Genomic DNA, 18,310 nt, shown 5'->3' on the forward strand with positions numbered 1-18,310 from the left:
TACCACCTCGTATAAAATATTTTAGAAAATATTTAAGTCCCAGCTGTTTGCGATTTGTTTCAATAGCATAACCCCTGCTACGCTATTTCCATATTCATCAATAGACGGACCATAAATTCCAATTCCACATCCGCCTTGAAACGGAGAGTCGCCCGATCTAACACGTGATGGAACGGCGGCCATAATGCCTCCAGAGACCCCACTCTTGGCAGGCATCCCAACAAAAGCGGCAAATTTTCCCGAAGCATTGTACATGCCACACGTAAGCATTAACGCTTTCGTTATCCGGGCTATTTCTTTAGGGAAAATTTGTTTCTTACGGATCGGATGGTAGCCATCATGAGCAAGGATTAATCCAAGTAGGGCGACGTCTTCTGTGTTTACTTCTATGGCACATTGTTTCAAGTAAACTTCCAAAGCTTCTTCTACCTCTGATTCCAAGAAACCAACCTCTTTTAGATAGTGAGCCAAAGCCCGGTTTCGATGAGCAGTTTGCCACTCTGATTGAAATACTTCTTCACTGATCGTCGGACGTTTTCCCACTATTTCTTCAAATAACGCATAAAGAGATCCCAGCTTTTCTGCTGGTGATTCGCCCGGAAGAAGAGAGGCGACAGTAATGGCCCCGGCATTGATCATCGGATTAAACGGCTTTCCAGGTTTATGCATTTCCAGACGAATAATCGAGTCAAACGGATCGCCTGTTGGCTCGACATCGACCCGGTCTAACACATACGGAATACCGCGATGCAAGCATGCAGCGACAAAGCTGATCACTTTTGAGATGCTTTGCATCGTAAAAGCAACGTCCCAGTCGCCCGATTTTTGTATGGTTCCATCAGCTCCGATCATACAAATGCCTAGCTGTGCCGGGTTTGCCTTTCCTAAAGCAGGAATATAGGTGGCACAGTGCCCTTCAGTAGTAAAGGAGCGATAATGAGTGATCCACTTATCCAGGCATTCTAGGCTTTGATGTATTGTTTGAACCATAGTCTTCACCTCTTACCTTGTTACTTACATATATAACGATAAGACTACTAGCGCTTATCGCCTCACATCGGTTACATGTAATACGTGACCCCTTTCTTTATGATCTATCTTTTCTAGAAAGCGCTTCCAAATATATTACTTACAAAGCTATAATTAATCCTACAGCCCGGACTACAGAATAAAACGAGAGACGACAAAAAATCCGCCGAAAAAAATTTCAGAAGAGTATCATATTGTTTGGATATAAACAAAGTAAGCATTGTGTTGTATACTGATTTGCAAATAACATGAGGAAGTGGCATCTTTGAACATCAGTTCGGTATTGAAAAAAGACATCTTTATTCTTGTTCTAATGATGTTTACCGTTCCATTAGCAGGTCAATTAAATTTTTATCCGATGAACGAAACGTTCCGTGTCAGTTTTGGCGCACCGACGTTTTTCTTCTTTTTATTACTGTTCCGAAAAATACCGGTTGTTTTGCCGGGATTTTTGACGGGAATACTGATGGTAGGATTTCGTATTCTGCTGGATTGGACTATGCAAGAGAATTTTAACTTGCTATCTTCTTTTGCAGAGTATTACTCAAGTTTTTTCTATTATTTCACGTATGCGTTTCTTTTTTATTTGGTAAAAGTCAACCGATTTTATAGTCAGCCATTACTTCTCGGATGTATGGGCATCGTGATTGAAATATTGGCTGATCTAGTGGAGTTACTGGTGCAACATTTCGGATTGGGAACGACCATTACGTTAGCAGCCTTTAAGGAAATTACGATTATGGCGATTTCCCACAGCTTTCTTGTGCTTAGCTTTTTTAATATGATGAAATTGTATGAATCACAATCGAGGGAAAGGCAGATTAGAAAGCAGAATGAACATATGCTGATGCTCATTTCTAGCTTATATGAGGAATCGGTTCATTTAAAAAAAACATTGCAGAATGCCGAAAGCATTACAAAAAAGTCGTATGATTTATACAAACGTTTAACCAGCTTGAAAGAGGATCAGACTGTGTTTCCGGTTAAGGAATTGGGAAAACAGGCATTGAAGATCGCCGGTGAAGTGCATGAGATTAAAAAAGATAATCAACGTATTTTTGCCGGACTTTCTAAGCTTATTTCTGATGAAAGTCTTGCAGATTATATGGACATACATGAACTCGTTGATATCATTGTGCAAACAAACGAGAAGTATGCTCGCTTACTGGGGAAAAATATTGAATTTATACAAACGATTGAAGGATCTCATCCGCATTATCATGTTTTCACAGTTTTATCGATCATCAATAATATTGTGGCAAACGCAGTAGAGGCTATTACTGATGCAGGAAGCATTACCATCGCTCTGGCAAGGGAACATGATTCGGTTGAATTTCGGATCGGGGATAACGGTCCCGGTATTACCCCAAAGCATAAGCTGTTAATTTTCAAGCCAGGGTTTACTTCTAAATATGATCATTCCGGCAACTCGTCAACAGGGATTGGACTATCTTATGTAAAAGAAGTGGTGGAACAACTTGAGGGAGACATTACGGTTCAGGATGGACCTTGCGGAAAAGGCTCGATGTTCATGATTCGCTTGCCGGTTGATCATTTGATTATGAAAGGATGATTCAATGCTTTTTTATATAACAGACGATGATGAAGCGGTTCGCTCGATGCTGGCGCAAATTATCGAAGACGAGGATTTAGGGGAAGTAGCAGGGGAAGCCGAAGATGGTTCATTGCTAGATGGGCACATGTTAACCTTGAAAAACATAGACATTTTACTCATTGATTTATTAATGCCGGATCAAGATGGGATTGAAACCATTCGGCGAATAAAGCCATCATTTACCGGGAAAATTATTATGATTTCGCAAGTGGAGTCGAAAGAAATGATCGGGGAAGCGTATTCGCTCGGCATCGAATACTATATTACAAAACCGATCAATCGGATTGAAGTGTCGATGATCATTCGGAAAGTCATCGAACAAACACGGGTTGAAAAATCGATACAAGACATTTACCGATCATTTAATACCATGCTGAAATTAGATAACCAGCAAGACCGACAAAAAAAATCGTTCAATGAACAACAGATACGAACGTCCGGTCAGTTTCTGCTGGCGGAATTAGGGATAGCGGGTGAAAAAGGGAGTAAAGACTTACTGGACATGTTAGATTATTTATATCAATACGAACAAGAACAAACATTAAAAAATGGAATCCCTGCCCTTAAAGAAATCTTTTTGCATGTGGTTCAACAAAGACTTGGGAAGGTAGCAGCAGAGTCGGAAGTAAAAAAAGAAGTCAAAGCTTCTGAACAACGCGTTCGCCGAGCTATTTATCAGTCATTGAATCATTTCGCCTCCCTTGGGCTTACAGATTTTTCGAATTGGAAGTTTGAAAATTATGCGTCAAAGTTTTTTGATTTTACAAGCGTACGGAAAAAGATGACAGAACTAGAGAATGGTTCAGCATCGTCAACCTCTCTTGCTGGTATCAATACAAAAAAATTCATTCAGGTCCTCTATTTTGAAGCAAAACGAGTACAGCTAGAGTCGTAATTAATGAAAGCATAGGGGATCGAAATAAGATAACCCCATCACCCGGTTGGGCAATGGGGTTATCTTATTTCACTTTTCTATTCCTTGACTAGATGGCCAATCGAATAAAAAGGTATTGCCTTTAATATAAGTGAGTATTAATATAATTATAAAATTATATAAATGGAAGTGAATATATGGAGAAGGAAATGGAGAAGATGTCGTCTTTCCTTAAGCTAGTGGGCGATAAGACACGTCTTACGATTCTTGGTTATTTGAAGGAAAAAGAGTTGTGTGTATGTGACCTGGTTGACTTATTAGACATGTCACAACCTGGTATTAGCCAACATCTAAAAAAGCTACGCGTAGCAGGTATCATTCAGGAGCGAAGAGAAGGTACATGGGCATATTTCCGCTTGAATCCAGAACTTGCCCCTTATCTTACTCCTATCATTGATGCCATTCCCTCGCAAGCAGCTAGCTTGAAGAAATACGAGGCATCTCGGCAGAACAACTGCTGTGTTGTTGAAGTAGAAACCAGATAGAAGTGGAGAAGAAAACATGCAAGCTTGGAGTGCGTTTATTATTTTTGCCATCACGCTAGTATTCGTGATCTGGCAGCCGAGGGGGTTAAATATCGGGTGGTCAGCGACTGCCGGTGCGATTTTAGCTTTATTGTTCGGAGTTGTGACGATTGGGGATGTGGTGACTGTTACCGGGATTGTTTGGAACGCTACTCTGACATTTGTAGCGATTATCCTCATCTCTTTAATTCTTGACGAGATTGGATTTTTTGAATGGTCAGCTCTACATATGGCACGACTGGCAAAAGGAAATGGCAGACGGATGTTTGTGTACGTCGTGCTTTTAGGAACTGCTGTAGCTGCGTTCTTTGCGAACGATGGAGCAGCTCTTATCATTACGCCGATCGTACTCGCACAAGTCCGTGCTCTACAATTCGATGAACGACTGGTACTCCCATTTATTATGGCAAGTGGATTTATTGCGGATACGACATCGCTCCCTCTCGTAGTAAGTAACCTGGTTAACATCGTATCAGCCGATTACTTTGATATTGGATTTATCGAGTATGCAAGTCGAATGGTTGTCGTCAACTTCTTCTCGTTAGCAGCAAGCTTGCTGGTCCTGTATCTGTTTTTTCGTAAGAGTATTCCGGCAGACTACGATATATCGCAGTTGAAGAAACCACAAGAAGCCATTAAAGATCAAAGATTGTTTCGCTTATCCTGGATTGTGTTAGGCATTCTTCTCGCTGGTTATTTGTTCAGTGAGTCCCTGGGCATTCGGGTATCTGTCATTGCCGGGGTGGTTGCCCTCATCTTTATCCTGGCCGCACGTAGAAGTCATGCCATTCAAACAGCGCAAGTAGTGAAAGAGGCTCCATGGGCTGTGGTGATTTTCTCGATTGGTATGTATGTCGTGGTATACGGGTTAAAGAATGCTGGCTTAACGGACATGCTTGGACAGATGATTCAAACAACGGCTGATCAAGGATTGTTTGCGGCGACGATCGGGATGGGCTTTATGGCTGCGATTCTCTCATCGATTATGAACAACATGCCAACTGTCATGATTGATGCGTTAGCGATCCAGGCAACCCAAACGAATGGCGTGATTCGCGAAGCACTCGTCTACGCTAACGTAATTGGCTGTGATCTAGGGCCAAAAATTACACCGATCGGGTCTCTGGCGACGCTTCTGTGGCTGCATGTGCTATCTCGTAAAGGCGTGAAAATTACATGGGGTTACTACTTTAAGATTGGAATTTTATTAACTATTCCTACCCTTTTGATCACGCTTGTTGGGCTTTACCTTTGGCTTAGCCTTGTTTCGTAAATGGAAAATAATATAAGAAATCTAGAGGAGAAATAATGATGCCAGTCAACAAAAAAGTCATTTATTTTCTTTGCACAGGAAATTCCTGCCGAAGCCAAATGGCAGAAGGATTCGGTAAGAAATATTTAAGCGACAAGTATGAGGTATACAGCGCAGGCATTGAAGCACACGGACTCAATCCGAATGCGATAAAGGTCATGGCGGAAAAGGAAATCGATATTTCAAATCAAACGTCTGATGTGATCGATCCGGAGTTATTGAATAAAGCAGACTATGTTGTAACGCTGTGCGGAGATGCGAACGATAAATGCCCAATGACTCCTGCACATGTAAAACGTGATCACTGGGGATTTGATGACCCTGCAAAAGCTACGGGAACGGAAGAGGAAAAATGGGCCTTTTTCCAACGTGTACGTGATGAAATCGAAGAAAGAATTCGATATTTTTCTAGAGAAGGAAAATAAAGAATATGGAAAAAAGCCGGCTACACTACGTAACGTGGTGAAAACTGGCTTTTTTTGCTGTTCTCTAAACATTACGCATCATACTCTTCAACATCGAAGGTACGATTAGCTTATGGATTCTCCCGACAATGAAAAAATACAGTCTCCCAAGCCAGTTATGGTAATAAACCGTAGTTGATACAGTGGCGCATTTCATTCCGTTCCTGTCATCTAACAAAATGGACACACGAAAGTTTAAGTGACGATCATCTTCTCCCATCAATATCTCGTTAGATGAGCGATTGATTACACGAAATATGCCAACCTGACTTCCGGGTTCAAATGTTATATGTTGCAAATCTGATTGCTTAGATGTCTTTAGTCCAATAAGATTTACTATTTTGTCCCGTATTTTCATTAAGCGGGCGACCCAAGAAGGGGAAGAAGTTAAAAACAGTCGCGAAATAGAATCTACATCGCAGACTAACTCGTTTGGCAACGTAACTTTATAGGCATCTGAATAATGTATGTGCGAAAAAGCTTGTTCTACTAATGACTTTTCGGGAATGGAAACCGCTTCAATCATGTATTTCTCCATTAGTATGCTCCTTTGGCTCAGAACTTTAATCGACTCTCTATATAATATCGTCCTGATATGTAATCCTAAGAGTGCTAGACATATAGTAAAGTATAGTATAAAAACTATTGGAAGGGGAAGGTAATATGGGAAAGCTTTTTTCGACGATACTCCCTGAGCATGAAGAGTTTATTAGGAAGCAGCGAATATTTTTTGTTGGATCTGCTCCTTTAGGTGAAGAAGGTCACATCAATATTTCACCAAAGGGCTATGATGTGCTGCGTATATTTTCACCGACAGAAGTTGCATATCTGGATTTAACAGGCAGTGCGAATGAAACGAGTGCCCATGTAGAGGAGAATGGCAGAATTACCTTGATGTTTCTCTCTTTTGAAGAAGCGCCGATGATTTTACGTCTATATGGCAAGGGGCGTGTGATCCTGCCAGGTACACCTAAATGGGATGAGTTACTTCCGCATTTTGAGCTTCTTCCAGGTGCCCGACAGATCATTTACGTTACGATACACACGGTAAAAACCTCGTGTGGTTTTAGTGTCCCCTTCTTTTCCTATTCAGGCGAGCGTAACACTCTTCAGCAATGGGCCATGAAGACAGGGGAGCAGGGGATCAAAGAGTATCATAAGAAGAAAAACTATGTAAGTATGGATGGGATGATTACTTCATTAGGTCAGCAAGAAATGAAACCCATTCTTCCTGAAGAATAAAAGGAGTTAATTCAGATGATGAGATGGAGACTACTAAACATAACAGCCCCGTTACTTTTATCCCTTCTTTTGACGTCCTGTGCAGCGAATAAAGATCAAGTACAGCAACAAGGTCAAGGTGGGACCCCTGTACAACACAATACGCAAAAAGTTGAGGAACAAGGAGCTTCGCGTGATCAATCGGTAAAATCGTATCTGATCAAAAAATATAGCAATCAATCACCTACAACATGGGGCGAATTTATTCCTGGTGTACATCGTCGATTACATACAAATGAAAAGGTGATCGCGTTAACTTTTGATGCATGTGGAGGTCCCCATGGCAGCGGGTATGATATAGATATTATCAACTATTTACGGCAAATGAACATACCCGCGACTTTATTCATCAATAGTCGTTGGATTGATGCTAATTATCAGACCTTTATGACACTAGCCAGGATGCCGCAATTTGAAATTGAAAACCATGGGTACCTGCATAAACCTCTTTCCGTAAATGGGCGCTCGGCATGGGGGATTAAAGGAACGGTAGGTGTAGGCCAGATTGTGGATGAAGTAGCCATAAATCAACGAAAAATTGAAAAACTAACAGGGAGGGCTCCACAGTTTTTTCGTTCAGGTACAGCGTTTTATGACGATATTGGCGTGAAGATTGTAGGGGAACTCGGGGAAAAGATCGTGAATTATGATGTGTTAGGAGATGCCGGAGCCACGTATACCGCAGCTCAAGTTAAGCATGCGTTATTATCTGCTAAACCAGGCTCTATCGTGATTCTACATATGAATCAACCGAAAGGAGACACGGCAGAAGGCCTGAAGCTTGCCATTCCGCAGTTGATTCGGGAAGGCTATCACTTCTGTAAATTGAAAGAATTTCCACTCCAATAATGGATGAAGTGAAACTAATGCCAACTATAGTCCGTCAAGTACTTATAGATCGTAAGTAGGGGGGAATTTAATGAAAAAAACAAGTGCAAAATATGCTGCAATTTATGGGCTTTTACTGGCATTATTAGCAGGTTTATCTACAACTGGATTGGCTGCGGCAAATACGCCACAACATTCAAATGTAGTTGACAAACAGGTAGCATCACAACATTCAGCAACTCCCAATAAATATGCGATTGCAGGTATCGACCAACCAAAAAAGTTTGAAGCGTTCTTTGTAAAGTTTCAAACTTTGGTGGCAAAAGGAGATAAAAAGGGGGTAGCTGACTATATGAAATATCCGGTCGTTGTTAATGGAAAGAAAACTACGAATCGGACAAAAAAGCAATTCATAAAGAATTACGATAAAATCTTCACGCCAAAAGTAAAAAAAGCGTTAGCGGATCAAAAAGTGGAGGATCTGTTTGTTAACGCTCAAGGTGTTATGGTCGGAGACGGTGAAATTTGGTTTGGTGTTTCGACGCAGAAACCAGAACAGTATCAGGTAATCGACATCAACAAGTAAGTGAAAACAGAGAAGTTTATCATGTAAGAAGCTTTCAGGGGGGGTGGGTCGAGACACCTGCCCTTGAAGTAGAAATAATATGGTCTGAATTTACAAAAAAGTTTAATTTTTGTGTTATACTGTATGAGAATACTGCGCATAAGGAGGAGAAACAAAATGAAAAGCTGGAAAGAAGAACAGGTTGTTCAGGCGTTTATAGATGTCCGTCCCGGCATTCCGTACGGGGCGGATCAGATGAAGATTATGGTACATCTCGTAGCAGAACTACATGGTAAACCAGCATCTATCCTTGATCTTGGATGCGGAGATGGAATTACGGGCGAAGTATTGTTGCAGCTGTATCCGGAAGCGTCCGGTGATTTCATCGACCATTCAGAGCCGATGCTTGCGAAAGCAGAAGAGCGGCTGGCTGCGTATCCAAGCATTCGAATCATACAGGCAGACCTAGAGACAGAGAAGCTGTCAGATATAACAAACCAGACATATGACTGTATTGTATCCTCATATGCGCTGCATCACCTGACACACCCACGCAAGCGCAGTATATATGAGGAAATCTATAAAGCGCTGAATCCGGGTGGAGTGTTTCTGAATGTGGAGCACGTAGCCTCACGCAGTGAACGAATTGAGGCGATCTGGGATCATACGCTTGTCAATCATATTTACGAGCATCGCCGTACTGTTGAACCGACGGTAACGGAGAGAGACGTATGGAATGCCTATATAAATCGAGCGGATCGATTTGATAACATTTTGGCTCCAGTGGAAGACCAATGTAGCTGGCTAAGAGATAGCGGCTTTGTAGATGTAGATATTTATTTCAAGTATTTTGAGCTCGCTGTATTCGGCGGGCGAAGAAAATAGCGCTCCGTAGCGAAGCGCCATTCTCGATTACGTTATATACGGCATAAGTGTTGGCAGGATGATCGAGGTAACAATGGCTGTAAGTCCCATGGCTACTCCGGCCACTGCACCGGCCAGCTCATTTTCGGTGGCGGCCTGTGCGGTGCCCTGCCCGTGCGAGACAACTCCCATAGCAAGTCCATAGGCGAATGGGCTTGTGATGCCGGAACGCTTCAATAGCCATGGTCCGATCATTGTGCCGAGAGTGCCGGTTAGCACAACGAACGCTGCGCTTAGCGTAGGATTGCCGCCGGTTAAAGCAGTAATCTCAAGCGCAATTGGCACCGTGACGGATTTCACACCCAGTGAAGCGAGTACATCGTGCGGCAGATGGAACAAGAGACCGATAAACACAGCCGATAAAGTTGTCGCCAGTGCGCCTATTACAATGCCTGCGGCCGCAGGTACACTGTATGTGACGACAAGCTGCCGATTTTTGTACAAGGGTACGGCAAGTGCTACCGTAGCTGGGCCGAGAAAAAAGGTCATGATCTCTTTCCCTGGTTCGTATTGTTCGAATGATAGGCCGAGTATCAATAGTACGATAATAATGAGAGCAGTGCTGAAAAACACGGGAGTCGTAAAGGGGGACGGATACTTCCGGGCTACGATACGGCTTACCATGTAGGCACCGATCGTAAGCAGAATGCTAAATAGTGTCACGAATGTGCTCATTCGTCCGCTCCTTTCTCCGCTCAAGCAACTGGGACAGTCCACTTGTGATGAGCAGGCCGACTATAGCGCTTACAATAAGTGATGTCATAATCGCCACCCCATTCATCACTAAAATACCTCCAACTTTCATTAGTCCTACCGCAACGGGAATGAAGAAGAATGCAAGATGCCGGATGAGAAAGGAAGCTGCGTCCTCGATCCAGGTAAGCTTGATAACTCCGGATACAAGCAGGACAAATAATAGCAGCAATCCCATTACATTGCCGGGAAACGGAAGATGAAGCTGTTCGGTAATAAAGTAGCCGAGCTCATTAAGTCCCCATAATCCGGCTAGCTGACATACAAAAAACAAAGCTTTCATAGTACATGTATCCTCTCTTTAGTTTGAAATCATCTGATGAGCTGACTTTATTTTACGAGATATTATTTGAAATATCTATACAATTATGGAGTGGTGTACTCGTGCATTGCACATCAGGATACAGAAGCTTGTACATATGTTCTCCATTCTGTACAATGAACGGGTTACAGAACGGGAGGTTATGAAAGATGAGATTGATTCGTATGAGATTTCTGCTGCTTGTATGCAGTGTAGTTCTTTTGCTTGCGGCCTGCAGTGGCCCAGCACCAAAGAGTGGTTCAGATGAATGGAAGGCAATGGTTTCTACATCGGACAAAAAGCTTGAGAAAGCAAAAGTGAAGCGGGTGGTGGACGGCGATACGTTTGCGGTGGATGTGAACGGCAAGGAGAAGAAAGTGCGTATGATTTTGATGGATACGCCAGAGTCAAAAGCGCCGAATCGTCCGCAAGGCTATCTCGGAGAAGAAGCGAAGCAATATACGACGAAGCGGCTCACAGGACAGACCGTATGGCTGGAGCGTGATGTGAAAGCGAATGACCAGTATGGTCGCTGGCTGCGGTATGTGTATCTTGATGTGGCAGGCGGAAAAGGCGAATTTTTCAATGGAACACTTGTCCGCAGTGGGTATGCGCGGCTCGCAACATTCCCACCGAATGTAAAGTATGTGGATGACATCCGAAAATGGCAGACCGAAGCACGAGAGGCAGGGCGTGGCGTATGGCAAAACATTAAGGATGCGTTTCCGGATCGGAAGGTTGAGCAATGAGAAAGAATCCCCTCTTGTGGCAGAGGGGATTTTTTATGTCTGTCATGATCCGAAGAATGTTTTGAGAAAGTCCGTATCCATTGTAGAGATTTTCCAACCGGATTCAGTTTTGGTCAATTTGATCGTTTGAGCGGTTGTTACCGTAGGAGCAGAAGGGTCTTTTATGCTGGCTTCTATTTTTTCTAATGCCTTACGTTCCGCTTGTATGTCGTCATTCATTTTTCCTGACATCGCCTCAGATACGATGTCTTTGGCTGCTGCTCCAGAAATCTTCAGCATATTAGGAACGGTAATTTTCACAGAGATCGTGGCCTCATCTCCCTTTATATCATATGAACCGGTTTCATATGTTAGCTGCTGTAAGAATGGTTTGGCTACCTTTTTGCCTTCTGGATCAGCTGAAAGCTCACGCAAATCTTGGTCATCTTTCTTCAGGAAAGAAGCAGCTTGCTGGAGCTCTCCCTTTTGCAATGAATCAAAGAAATTCTTCACAATGATATCAGGAGAATCATTATTTACTGGTGTAGCAGTTTTTTCACTTGAACAACCTGTAGCTAGTATCAATCCACCTAATAGCATGATAGCAACGAGTAAATACTTGTGTAAATTCATCTATAAACCTCCAGTATTATTTTGATATACCAAAAATGTAACATAATCCCATACCATTTGTTACCACCTGGAGGATGAACACATCTACTTCCTAGGACTGATTTTTTTCTTCATAAGTATGTATGATGCATGCTCATATTTAGAAAGGAAGAGGAGTCTCATGCTATACAAGCTTGGAAATATAAAACTTTGTTATAAGATCATAGCTATTCTAGGCGTGCTTCTTTGTATTGCCACCGCCGGATATGCTGCGGCTGCCCCGCAGCTGACAAATAGTATGCTAGTCCGGTGGTCGGATATGAAGCAGATTGCACCAGATATATATGTAGATCCGCATATGTCAACCAAAAAGCAGGGAATTCTCCTTCGGGATATACATACAGCAAGAGAACGTGTTTCGCGGTTGTTTGGCAGCATAGAGGCAGAGCCTGTTCTCATTTTGAGTGATTCTATCGATACGTTGCGGCGCTACACGTCCGGTTCGGCTCAAACGTATTCTAGCGCAGCAGGAATTATTATTGTGCTTGGTCCAGACGGATTAAATGTGCCGATCATTAGCCATGAACTTACGCACGCCGAATTATATCATCGGGTCGGCAAAGTACCGGCATGGTTTGACGAGGGGCTGGCAATGATGGTAGACGGGCGCTATACAGAGAAGTTGGAATCGAATTGGAATCAGATGACGAATAACGGCAAGAACCAGCCGGATTTTTCGGCTATGGATACGCACAGGCAGTTTGAAACAGCAAACAAGGATATCATTTCGACGTATATGCTGTCGTGCTATGAGGTAACACGATGGTATAAAAGAATCGGAAATCATGGCTTTCAAGATTTTCTCAAAGAGATAGAGAATGGCTCACCATTTATTCCGGCATATAACAAGAAGAGGTAGCGTAAAAAATTGCGCTACCTCTTCTTGTTCTTTTTTTCGGGGCATTCGAAACAGATGATAACACACGACCGTGTAAAAGTGCTTATTCGTGTTAGGTGGCTATGCTAGCTGTTTATATTCGAAGGTCTGATGCTCTCTACGTCTGAGGTCGTAGATGAAATTCAAGCGGAGGTTCGTTATGCGAACCTTGGAAATTCGGTACCATGAATAACAAGAAGGGAGGAACAAATCATGTCAATTACTCACGACTGAAGTTGTGAGCTTGTAACTGCCCGGAAGTGCGAATGTCGAGAGACTCCTTCCTTAGTGTGGCGTTACGATAGGCGAGTTGACACTGCCCGACGATACAGGTTATGCCTATATCGTCACCGTCCTCAGTACTTTTATTTCCACGATGGACGAACTTGTTTTATTCGTTCAATGTTTTACGATAGCAACGATTTCCTGCTATCAACCCCATACATTGAGTTGTCAAAGAACAAAGAGTGCCTTTAGTAGCCAAGCTACCCAACGGTTTTCTCTTGTTCTCATTATACTACGAACAAAGGAGGAAGGGACAGGGTGTGGTGGAGATATACAAAAACTTGATGAGATCTTTCGACCCAACCGTTTTTGTAGCATCCATTCCTCTCACGACTGAAGTCGCGAGTGTCCTGTCCGCAAAACATGAAAAAATTTGGTCTGTTACTGGCGGGAGGATCTGCAGCAATCGTAGCCATTGCGAACTTCGGCCCGATGATCGGTCTTGCGATTAGTGCCGCTATTTTGTACTACGCGGTAAAAGGGTTCCTGCGTACCGAGTCTACATGCAAAAAAATCTTCTGGGTGTTGATCGGACTTGCGGCATTGGGCGCAACTTTATCCAACATGCCAGCACTGTTCGGTGTGGTTGCCATCGGAATTTTGTATCTCGTGTACAAAAAATGGAACGAACAGCCGTCACATACACAAACGCCAGAAGATCCATTCACGAACTTTGAGAAACAATGGGACGCACTGCGCCAATCTTAATTAATAAAAAGGAGAGAATACGATGAAAAACTTATTTGCCCGCATTAAACATTCCATTGCCGCTGATTTTCATGACGCACTTGATAAGAAAGAACAGAAAAATCCGATCGCGCTCCTAAATCAGTACTTGCGCGAATGTGAACAGGAAGTAGAAAAAGTTCGTACGCTAGTGGAGCGCCAATACCGCCTCAACGAAGAGTTCACTCGGGAATACAGCCACGCGCACAGCATGGCAGAGAAGCGCAAGCATCAGGCAGAAGTAGCGCTTGGGGCCGGGGAAACCAAATTGTATGACTTTGCGCTCCAAGAGCAAGCACAGTACGAAGAACGGGCCATTCGCTTGCAGGAATCGCAACAGCAGGCGGCTCGCCAGCTTGCAGAGCTAGAACGTCGCTATGAGGAAATGAGACATAAATTAAAAGACATGTACATTAAGCGTATGGAACTAATGGGTCGAGAAAATGTGGCGCGTGCCCAGCATCGTATCAGCCGAGTGCTCGAACCTGGTGGACAACTGGAAGCGCCGTTTACACGCTTTGAAGAAATGGAACACTATCTAGACCGCATTGAACGTCAGGTAAACCTGTCCTATAATCACCATACGATTGATGCGAGAATTGCCCAGCTAGAAAAACTGGCAAAAAAAGATGAGGTTTCTCCCATTTCGTAATATAATCAGGATAGTTTAAAAAAAGGCGCGGGAATTTGCGCCTTTTTTCTCATCATGATAGGTGCTTCTGCCCGAGAAAGGAAGGGACCGCTATGCCGCATCGCAGTAAGGCGGATTTTATAAACTGGGCGATTTTTATCAGCCTGATTGTGCTGTTGCTGGAACTTTCATTTTCTGGAGGCGGCGCGATTTTCTTTGTAGGTAGTATGATCGGGTGCATGTATATCGGGCATAAACGTCTGCCGCGCCTGACCGGAAAGCTACTTTTCTGGTTTGGTGCTGTAAACCTTGGGATCGCGGTGTTAAATACGGTTGCGTTTCGTTTCTGGGCGTTTATTCTGATTGCCTATATGGTGGTACAGTTCGCACAATCCAAAAAAAAGCCGCATCTCATTTTTCCGGTGATAGGTGAGTCGCAGCCGAGCATGAATGAGGAGATGCTCGTTGTTCGGACTCCTATGTTTCGCAACATATGGCTCGGTCCGAGACAGACACCGGAACACGCATATGAATGGAATGATATGACCGTGCAGACAGGCATCGGAGATACGGTGATTGATCTTAGTTCAACCGTGCTTCCCAAGCAGGAAAATGTCATTGTCATCCGCAATCTGGTTGGGAATGTTCAGGTGCTGATTCCGTATGATGTGGAAGTAAGTGTGCATCATTCCGCTATCGCGGGAGCGGCTGCTGTATTCGACTACCGGGAGCCGATTGCGTTTAACTGTGTTCTTCATATCGAGACACCGGGCTACGGACAGGCCGGCCAAAAGGTGAAAATTATGACCTCGATGCTGGTGGGCGATCTGGAGGTGAAGCGCATATGAATGCACTCCAGCGCCAGCTTGCTCTCAGTATTGGTCTGGCCTGTCTGTCCGCTGTCGTTACGGGCCTCCTGATTTTTCTGGCTTATCCGCTTCCGGACTGGTCTCATCTGTGGACGACAGAGCTGTTTGGACTCCCGTTTATTCTGGCTGCACTGGGTATTAGCATGAGTATCGGCATTGGCTTTGGTCTGGTGTATGGTCTATTTTGGCAGCGGCAGTTCCAAACGATAGAAAGTGTACTGCATGAGCTTGAACAAGGTCGGCGCATCGAAGCGCAGCCAGGGAGTGGTGTACAGGAAGTAGACCAGATCGGGCAGCGGATTGAGAAGCTTCAACAGCAGATGGGGGAGCAGGTGAAGTTGTCCCGTAAGCTGGCGATGGAAAAAGCGGAAGATCAGGAGAAGCGGATGCAGGAAATCATATCGCAGGAACGTCACCGACTTGCCCGTGAGCTGCATGACTCGGTTAGCCAGCAGCTGTTTGCGGCTTCCATGCTCATGTCGGCGATTGCCGAAACGCCATCATCACGTAATGAACGAGAAAACAAGCAGCTGCGCATGGTCGAGACGATGATTCATCAGTCTCAGCTGGAGATGCGTGCACTCTTGCTTCATCTCCGTCCGTTTGCGCTCAAAGGCAAGTCGCTTCAGGAGGGAATGGAAGAGCTGCTTGTCGAATTATCGCAAAAAGTCCCGCTTGCGATTGAATGGAAAATTGAGCCGATGCAACTCGATAAAGGTGTGGAAGATCATCTGTTCCGTATTTTGCAGGAGGCGGTCTCGAATACATTGCGTCATGCGCAGGCCTCCCGTCTGGATGTGCTGCTGATTGAGCGTGACAATCTGATTATCATGCGAATTGTCGATGACGGTGTCGGATTTGCTGTGGAGTCTGCGAAGGCAGGCTCATACGGGTTGCAGAATATGCGGGAGAGAGCGATGGAGTTGGGTGGGCATAGTAAGATTATCAGTCTGCCGGGGCAGGGAACGAGTCTGGAAGTACGAATACCAAGGATGATGACAGGAGGGGAATCGGATGATTAGCGTACTGTTTGTTGACGATCATGAGATGGTGCGAATTGGTGTCACGTCCTATTTGTCCGCGCAGCCCGATATGGAGGTAATTGGAGAAGCGGAAAACGGAAAACAGGCAGTAGAGCTTGCGCTTAGCTTACGCCCGGATATTATTTTAATGGATCTCGTTATGCAGGAAATGGATGGCATCGAAGCGACGAAGCTCATTATGGAGCAGTGGCCGGATGCAAGGATTATTATTGTGACGAGTTTTCTTGATGACGAGAAAGTGTACCCTGCGCTTGAAGCAGGAGCGGCGAGCTATCTTTTGAAAACATCAAGAGCAAGTGACATCGCAGACGCGGTACGGGCGACGTATCACGGACAGTCTGTGCTGGAGCCAGAAGTGACGGGTAAAGTCATGACCCGTATGCGTCAGCGGCAGGAACGTCTACCGCATGAAGAGCTGACCGGACGAGAGATGGAAATTCTCCTGCAAATCGCACAGGGCAAGTCCAATCAGGAAATTGCCGATGAGTTATTTATTGCATTGAAAACGGTCAAAACGCATGTCAGCAGCATCCTAAGCAAGCTTGGCGTGCAAGATCGTACTCAGGCCGTTATTTATGCGTTTAAACACGGACTGATTACATAAGGAATGGTGGCATCCTTTCTGGAGGATGCTTTTTTCATTTGTATTAGTATGATATGAAAAGAGGGTTTTGTTGTCTTTTGTCGAAACTTTTATTTTTAAGCAGGAAGTACGTTTTTTAAGCAGGAAGTACATAAAGTAAATGCGGATCGGTTTTAGGGGGAGCAGTTTTGGCAGAGAAAATCGAGGCAGTTATAGTAAGAAAGGGAACTGAAGATCGGGTAGGACAGGCGCTGCGGGAAAGCGATGAACGGTTCCGTAAAGCGTTCGATTATTCCGCAATTGGCATGGCGCTTGTATCGCTTTCGGGTCGATTTCTAAAGGTGAATTCAGCACTGTGTGAAATTACAGGCTATGGAGAAGAGGAACTGCTTGCGAAGACATTTCAGACGATTACACATGTGGATGATATGGTAGAAGAAGTCGCCTATACCCAAAAACTGATAGCAGGAGAAATCCATCACTTCACACTCGAAATGCGATACATTCACAAATGTGGCCGGATTATCTGGATACTGCTTAACGTGTCACTTGTCCGGGATGAATGTGACAGTCCCCTTTATTTCATTGCGCAGATTCAGGATATTACTGAGCGTAAGCAAGCGGAAGAAATGCTCCGCAAATCAGAAAAGCTGAACGCAGTCGGACAGCTTGCAGCCGGTGTGGCCCATGAAGTTCGGAACCCATTGACAGTGCTCAAGGGTTTTATCCAGCTCATGCAGGCACAGCGTGAAGACGAGCAGGGACATCTGGCGCTGATGATGTCAGAAGTTGAGCATATTGAAGCGATTATTACGGAATTCCTTGTACTAGCCAAGCCACAAGCCATTCGTTTTCAGTCGAATGATCTTGCTACTATCATTTCACATGTCGCTGCACTGATTAGCACGAGAGCAGTGATGAACAGTATTCAGATTAGTACAAGAATCGCCGCCGACCTTCCGCATATTGAATGTGATGAAAATCAGATCAAGCAAGTATTTGTGAACATGTTGCAGAATGCAGTTGAATCGATGCCAGGGGGCGGACTGATTATGATTACAGCCGCTCGCCTTGGCAAAGATCACGTACAGATTCGTTTTATAGATGAAGGATGTGGAATTGCGAAAGAGCGTATTTCGCACCTTGGCGAGCCGTTTTATAGCAACAAGGAGAAAGGAACGGGGCTTGGCTTAATGGTCAGTTATAAAATCATCGAGACTCATAAAGGAACCATAAAAGTGGAGAGCAGGGTAGGCAAGGGAACGGTGTTTACTATTATATTGCCTGTATCGCAGCTCGTTAAAAAACAGCATGGATAATCGTGGCCGCTCGTGGAATACTTTCTAATGAACAGGGAGGTGAGTAC

Annotated in this window: 22 protein-coding genes; 17 read left to right on the plus strand and 5 right to left on the minus strand. The window is 44.1% G+C overall.

Annotated elements, in window-relative coordinates; all coding sequences use genetic code 11:
• Positions 1-21: 21 nt before the first annotated feature.
• On the minus strand, positions 22-990 hold the full coding sequence (locus CB4_RS10940) for a glutaminase (RefSeq protein WP_096465830.1): 969 nt from the start codon (positions 988-990) through the stop codon (positions 22-24).
• Positions 991-1,285: 295 nt separating this feature from the next.
• Here CB4_RS10940 and CB4_RS10945 point away from each other — a divergent pair, with 295 nt between their 5' ends.
• The 5 genes from CB4_RS10945 (at position 1,286) to arsC (ending at position 5,839) form a co-directional block, all read left to right on the plus strand.
• Entirely contained in the window at positions 1,286-2,602 is a 1,317-nt protein-coding gene (locus CB4_RS10945; RefSeq protein WP_146226536.1) for a sensor histidine kinase, read from the plus strand.
• Between the two features lie 4 nt (positions 2,603-2,606).
• Positions 2,607-3,539, plus strand: coding sequence for a DNA-binding domain-containing protein (locus tag CB4_RS10950; protein ID WP_096465831.1), 933 nt, complete (start codon positions 2,607-2,609; stop codon positions 3,537-3,539).
• Positions 3,540-3,715: 176 nt separating this feature from the next.
• Positions 3,716-4,063 (plus strand): ArsR/SmtB family transcription factor, encoded by a 348-nt coding sequence (locus CB4_RS10955; protein ID WP_096465832.1) that lies wholly within the window; start codon positions 3,716-3,718, stop codon positions 4,061-4,063.
• Between the two features lie 16 nt (positions 4,064-4,079).
• Complete coding sequence (locus tag CB4_RS10960) at positions 4,080-5,375, plus strand: arsenic transporter (RefSeq protein WP_096465833.1); 1,296 nt, start codon at positions 4,080-4,082, stop codon at positions 5,373-5,375.
• Between the two features lie 38 nt (positions 5,376-5,413).
• On the plus strand, positions 5,414-5,839 hold the full coding sequence (gene arsC / locus CB4_RS10965; RefSeq protein WP_096465834.1) for an arsenate reductase (thioredoxin): 426 nt from the start codon (positions 5,414-5,416) through the stop codon (positions 5,837-5,839).
• Between the two features lie 64 nt (positions 5,840-5,903).
• Here the strand turns inward: arsC and CB4_RS10970 are convergent, their stop codons facing one another.
• Positions 5,904-6,416, minus strand: coding sequence for a DUF2867 domain-containing protein (locus CB4_RS10970; protein ID WP_096465835.1), 513 nt, complete (start codon positions 6,414-6,416; stop codon positions 5,904-5,906).
• Positions 6,417-6,541: 125 nt separating this feature from the next.
• On the opposite strand from CB4_RS10970, the gene CB4_RS10975 reads away from it, so the two are divergent.
• The 4 genes from CB4_RS10975 to CB4_RS10990 all read left to right on the plus strand — a co-directional run bounded on the left by CB4_RS10975 (position 6,542) and on the right by CB4_RS10990 (position 9,437).
• Complete coding sequence (locus CB4_RS10975; RefSeq protein ID WP_096465836.1) at positions 6,542-7,120, plus strand: pyridoxamine 5'-phosphate oxidase family protein; 579 nt, start codon at positions 6,542-6,544, stop codon at positions 7,118-7,120.
• 15 nt (positions 7,121-7,135) lie between these two features.
• On the plus strand, positions 7,136-8,008 hold the full coding sequence (locus CB4_RS10980) for a polysaccharide deacetylase family protein (RefSeq protein ID WP_096465837.1): 873 nt from the start codon (positions 7,136-7,138) through the stop codon (positions 8,006-8,008).
• Positions 8,009-8,078: 70 nt separating this feature from the next.
• The gene (locus CB4_RS10985) at positions 8,079-8,573 is read left to right on the plus strand and encodes a hypothetical protein (RefSeq protein ID WP_096465838.1); all 495 of its coding nucleotides are present in this window, start codon (positions 8,079-8,081) and stop codon (positions 8,571-8,573) included.
• Between the two features lie 156 nt (positions 8,574-8,729).
• A complete protein-coding gene (locus CB4_RS10990; RefSeq protein ID WP_157737934.1) occupies positions 8,730-9,437 on the plus strand; it encodes a class I SAM-dependent methyltransferase in 708 nt (235 codons plus the stop codon).
• Between the two features lie 27 nt (positions 9,438-9,464).
• Here the strand turns inward: CB4_RS10990 and CB4_RS10995 are convergent, their stop codons facing one another.
• Complete coding sequence (locus tag CB4_RS10995; protein ID WP_096465840.1) at positions 9,465-10,151, minus strand: LrgB family protein; 687 nt, start codon at positions 10,149-10,151, stop codon at positions 9,465-9,467.
• The gene (locus tag CB4_RS11000) at positions 10,126-10,512 is read right to left on the minus strand and encodes a CidA/LrgA family protein (protein ID WP_096465841.1); all 387 of its coding nucleotides are present in this window, start codon (positions 10,510-10,512) and stop codon (positions 10,126-10,128) included. Before CB4_RS11000 ends, CB4_RS10995 begins: the two co-directional genes overlap by 26 nt.
• Positions 10,513-10,700: 188 nt before the next feature.
• Here CB4_RS11000 and CB4_RS11005 point away from each other — a divergent pair, with 188 nt between their 5' ends.
• Positions 10,701-11,279: a thermonuclease family protein gene (locus CB4_RS11005; RefSeq protein WP_096465842.1), complete on the plus strand. Its 579-nt coding sequence runs from the start codon at positions 10,701-10,703 to the stop codon at positions 11,277-11,279.
• Between the two features lie 42 nt (positions 11,280-11,321).
• Here CB4_RS11005 and CB4_RS11010 read toward each other — a convergent pair whose 3' ends face one another.
• Positions 11,322-11,891, minus strand: coding sequence for a DUF4878 domain-containing protein (locus tag CB4_RS11010; RefSeq protein WP_096465843.1), 570 nt, complete (start codon positions 11,889-11,891; stop codon positions 11,322-11,324).
• Between the two features lie 160 nt (positions 11,892-12,051).
• Here CB4_RS11010 and CB4_RS11015 point away from each other — a divergent pair, with 160 nt between their 5' ends.
• From CB4_RS11015 to CB4_RS11045, 7 genes are all read left to right on the plus strand, one after another.
• Positions 12,052-12,789, plus strand: coding sequence for a hypothetical protein (locus CB4_RS11015; RefSeq protein WP_096465844.1), 738 nt, complete (start codon positions 12,052-12,054; stop codon positions 12,787-12,789).
• 666 nt (positions 12,790-13,455) lie between these two features.
• Positions 13,456-13,800 carry a lmo0954 family membrane protein gene (locus tag CB4_RS11020; RefSeq protein ID WP_096467718.1) on the plus strand — a complete coding sequence of 115 codons (345 nt, stop codon included), beginning with the start codon at positions 13,456-13,458 and terminating at the stop codon, positions 13,798-13,800.
• Positions 13,801-13,822: 22 nt separating this feature from the next.
• Positions 13,823-14,470 carry a PspA/IM30 family protein gene (locus CB4_RS11025; protein WP_096465845.1) on the plus strand — a complete coding sequence of 216 codons (648 nt, stop codon included), beginning with the start codon at positions 13,823-13,825 and terminating at the stop codon, positions 14,468-14,470.
• A 92-nt stretch (positions 14,471-14,562) separates the two neighbouring features.
• Positions 14,563-15,297 (plus strand): cell wall-active antibiotics response protein LiaF, encoded by a 735-nt coding sequence (liaF, locus tag CB4_RS11030; RefSeq protein ID WP_096465846.1) that lies wholly within the window; start codon positions 14,563-14,565, stop codon positions 15,295-15,297.
• Positions 15,294-16,340: a sensor histidine kinase gene (locus CB4_RS11035; RefSeq protein WP_096465847.1), complete on the plus strand. Its 1,047-nt coding sequence runs from the start codon at positions 15,294-15,296 to the stop codon at positions 16,338-16,340. The genes liaF and CB4_RS11035 overlap by 4 nt, the downstream gene beginning before the upstream one ends.
• A complete protein-coding gene (locus CB4_RS11040; protein WP_096465848.1) occupies positions 16,333-16,965 on the plus strand; it encodes a response regulator in 633 nt (210 codons plus the stop codon). Before CB4_RS11035 ends, CB4_RS11040 begins: the two co-directional genes overlap by 8 nt.
• Before the next feature lie 167 nt (positions 16,966-17,132).
• Entirely contained in the window at positions 17,133-18,263 is a 1,131-nt protein-coding gene (locus tag CB4_RS11045; protein WP_096465849.1) for a PAS domain S-box protein, read from the plus strand.
• Positions 18,264-18,310 lie beyond the last annotated feature (47 nt).

The organism is Aneurinibacillus soli, from assembly GCF_002355375.1.
Classification (GTDB): Bacteria; Bacillota; Bacilli; order Aneurinibacillales; family Aneurinibacillaceae; genus Aneurinibacillus; species Aneurinibacillus soli.

Coding starts and splice junctions, on each gene's coding strand:
- CB4_RS10940 (WP_096465830.1), bottom strand. CDS start 990: ATGGTTCAAACAATACATCAAAGCCTAGAATGCCTGGATAAGTGGATC.
- CB4_RS10950 (WP_096465831.1), top strand. CDS start 2,607: ATGCTTTTTTATATAACAGACGATGATGAAGCGGTTCGCTCGATGCTG.
- CB4_RS10955 (WP_096465832.1), top strand. CDS start 3,716: ATGGAGAAGGAAATGGAGAAGATGTCGTCTTTCCTTAAGCTAGTGGGC.
- CB4_RS10960 (WP_096465833.1), top strand. CDS start 4,080: ATGCAAGCTTGGAGTGCGTTTATTATTTTTGCCATCACGCTAGTATTC.
- arsC (WP_096465834.1), top strand. CDS start 5,414: ATGCCAGTCAACAAAAAAGTCATTTATTTTCTTTGCACAGGAAATTCC.
- CB4_RS10970 (WP_096465835.1), bottom strand. CDS start 6,416: ATGGAGAAATACATGATTGAAGCGGTTTCCATTCCCGAAAAGTCATTA.
- CB4_RS10975 (WP_096465836.1), top strand. CDS start 6,542: ATGGGAAAGCTTTTTTCGACGATACTCCCTGAGCATGAAGAGTTTATT.
- CB4_RS10980 (WP_096465837.1), top strand. CDS start 7,136: ATGATGAGATGGAGACTACTAAACATAACAGCCCCGTTACTTTTATCC.
- CB4_RS10985 (WP_096465838.1), top strand. CDS start 8,079: ATGAAAAAAACAAGTGCAAAATATGCTGCAATTTATGGGCTTTTACTG.
- CB4_RS10990 (WP_157737934.1), top strand. CDS start 8,730: ATGAAAAGCTGGAAAGAAGAACAGGTTGTTCAGGCGTTTATAGATGTC.
- CB4_RS10995 (WP_096465840.1), bottom strand. CDS start 10,151: ATGAGCACATTCGTGACACTATTTAGCATTCTGCTTACGATCGGTGCC.
- CB4_RS11000 (WP_096465841.1), bottom strand. CDS start 10,512: ATGAAAGCTTTGTTTTTTGTATGTCAGCTAGCCGGATTATGGGGACTT.
- CB4_RS11005 (WP_096465842.1), top strand. CDS start 10,701: ATGAGATTGATTCGTATGAGATTTCTGCTGCTTGTATGCAGTGTAGTT.
- CB4_RS11010 (WP_096465843.1), bottom strand. CDS start 11,891: ATGAATTTACACAAGTATTTACTCGTTGCTATCATGCTATTAGGTGGA.
- CB4_RS11015 (WP_096465844.1), top strand. CDS start 12,052: ATGCTATACAAGCTTGGAAATATAAAACTTTGTTATAAGATCATAGCT.
- CB4_RS11020 (WP_096467718.1), top strand. CDS start 13,456: ATGAAAAAATTTGGTCTGTTACTGGCGGGAGGATCTGCAGCAATCGTA.
- CB4_RS11025 (WP_096465845.1), top strand. CDS start 13,823: ATGAAAAACTTATTTGCCCGCATTAAACATTCCATTGCCGCTGATTTT.
- liaF (WP_096465846.1), top strand. CDS start 14,563: ATGCCGCATCGCAGTAAGGCGGATTTTATAAACTGGGCGATTTTTATC.
- CB4_RS11035 (WP_096465847.1), top strand. CDS start 15,294: ATGAATGCACTCCAGCGCCAGCTTGCTCTCAGTATTGGTCTGGCCTGT.
- CB4_RS11040 (WP_096465848.1), top strand. CDS start 16,333: ATGATTAGCGTACTGTTTGTTGACGATCATGAGATGGTGCGAATTGGT.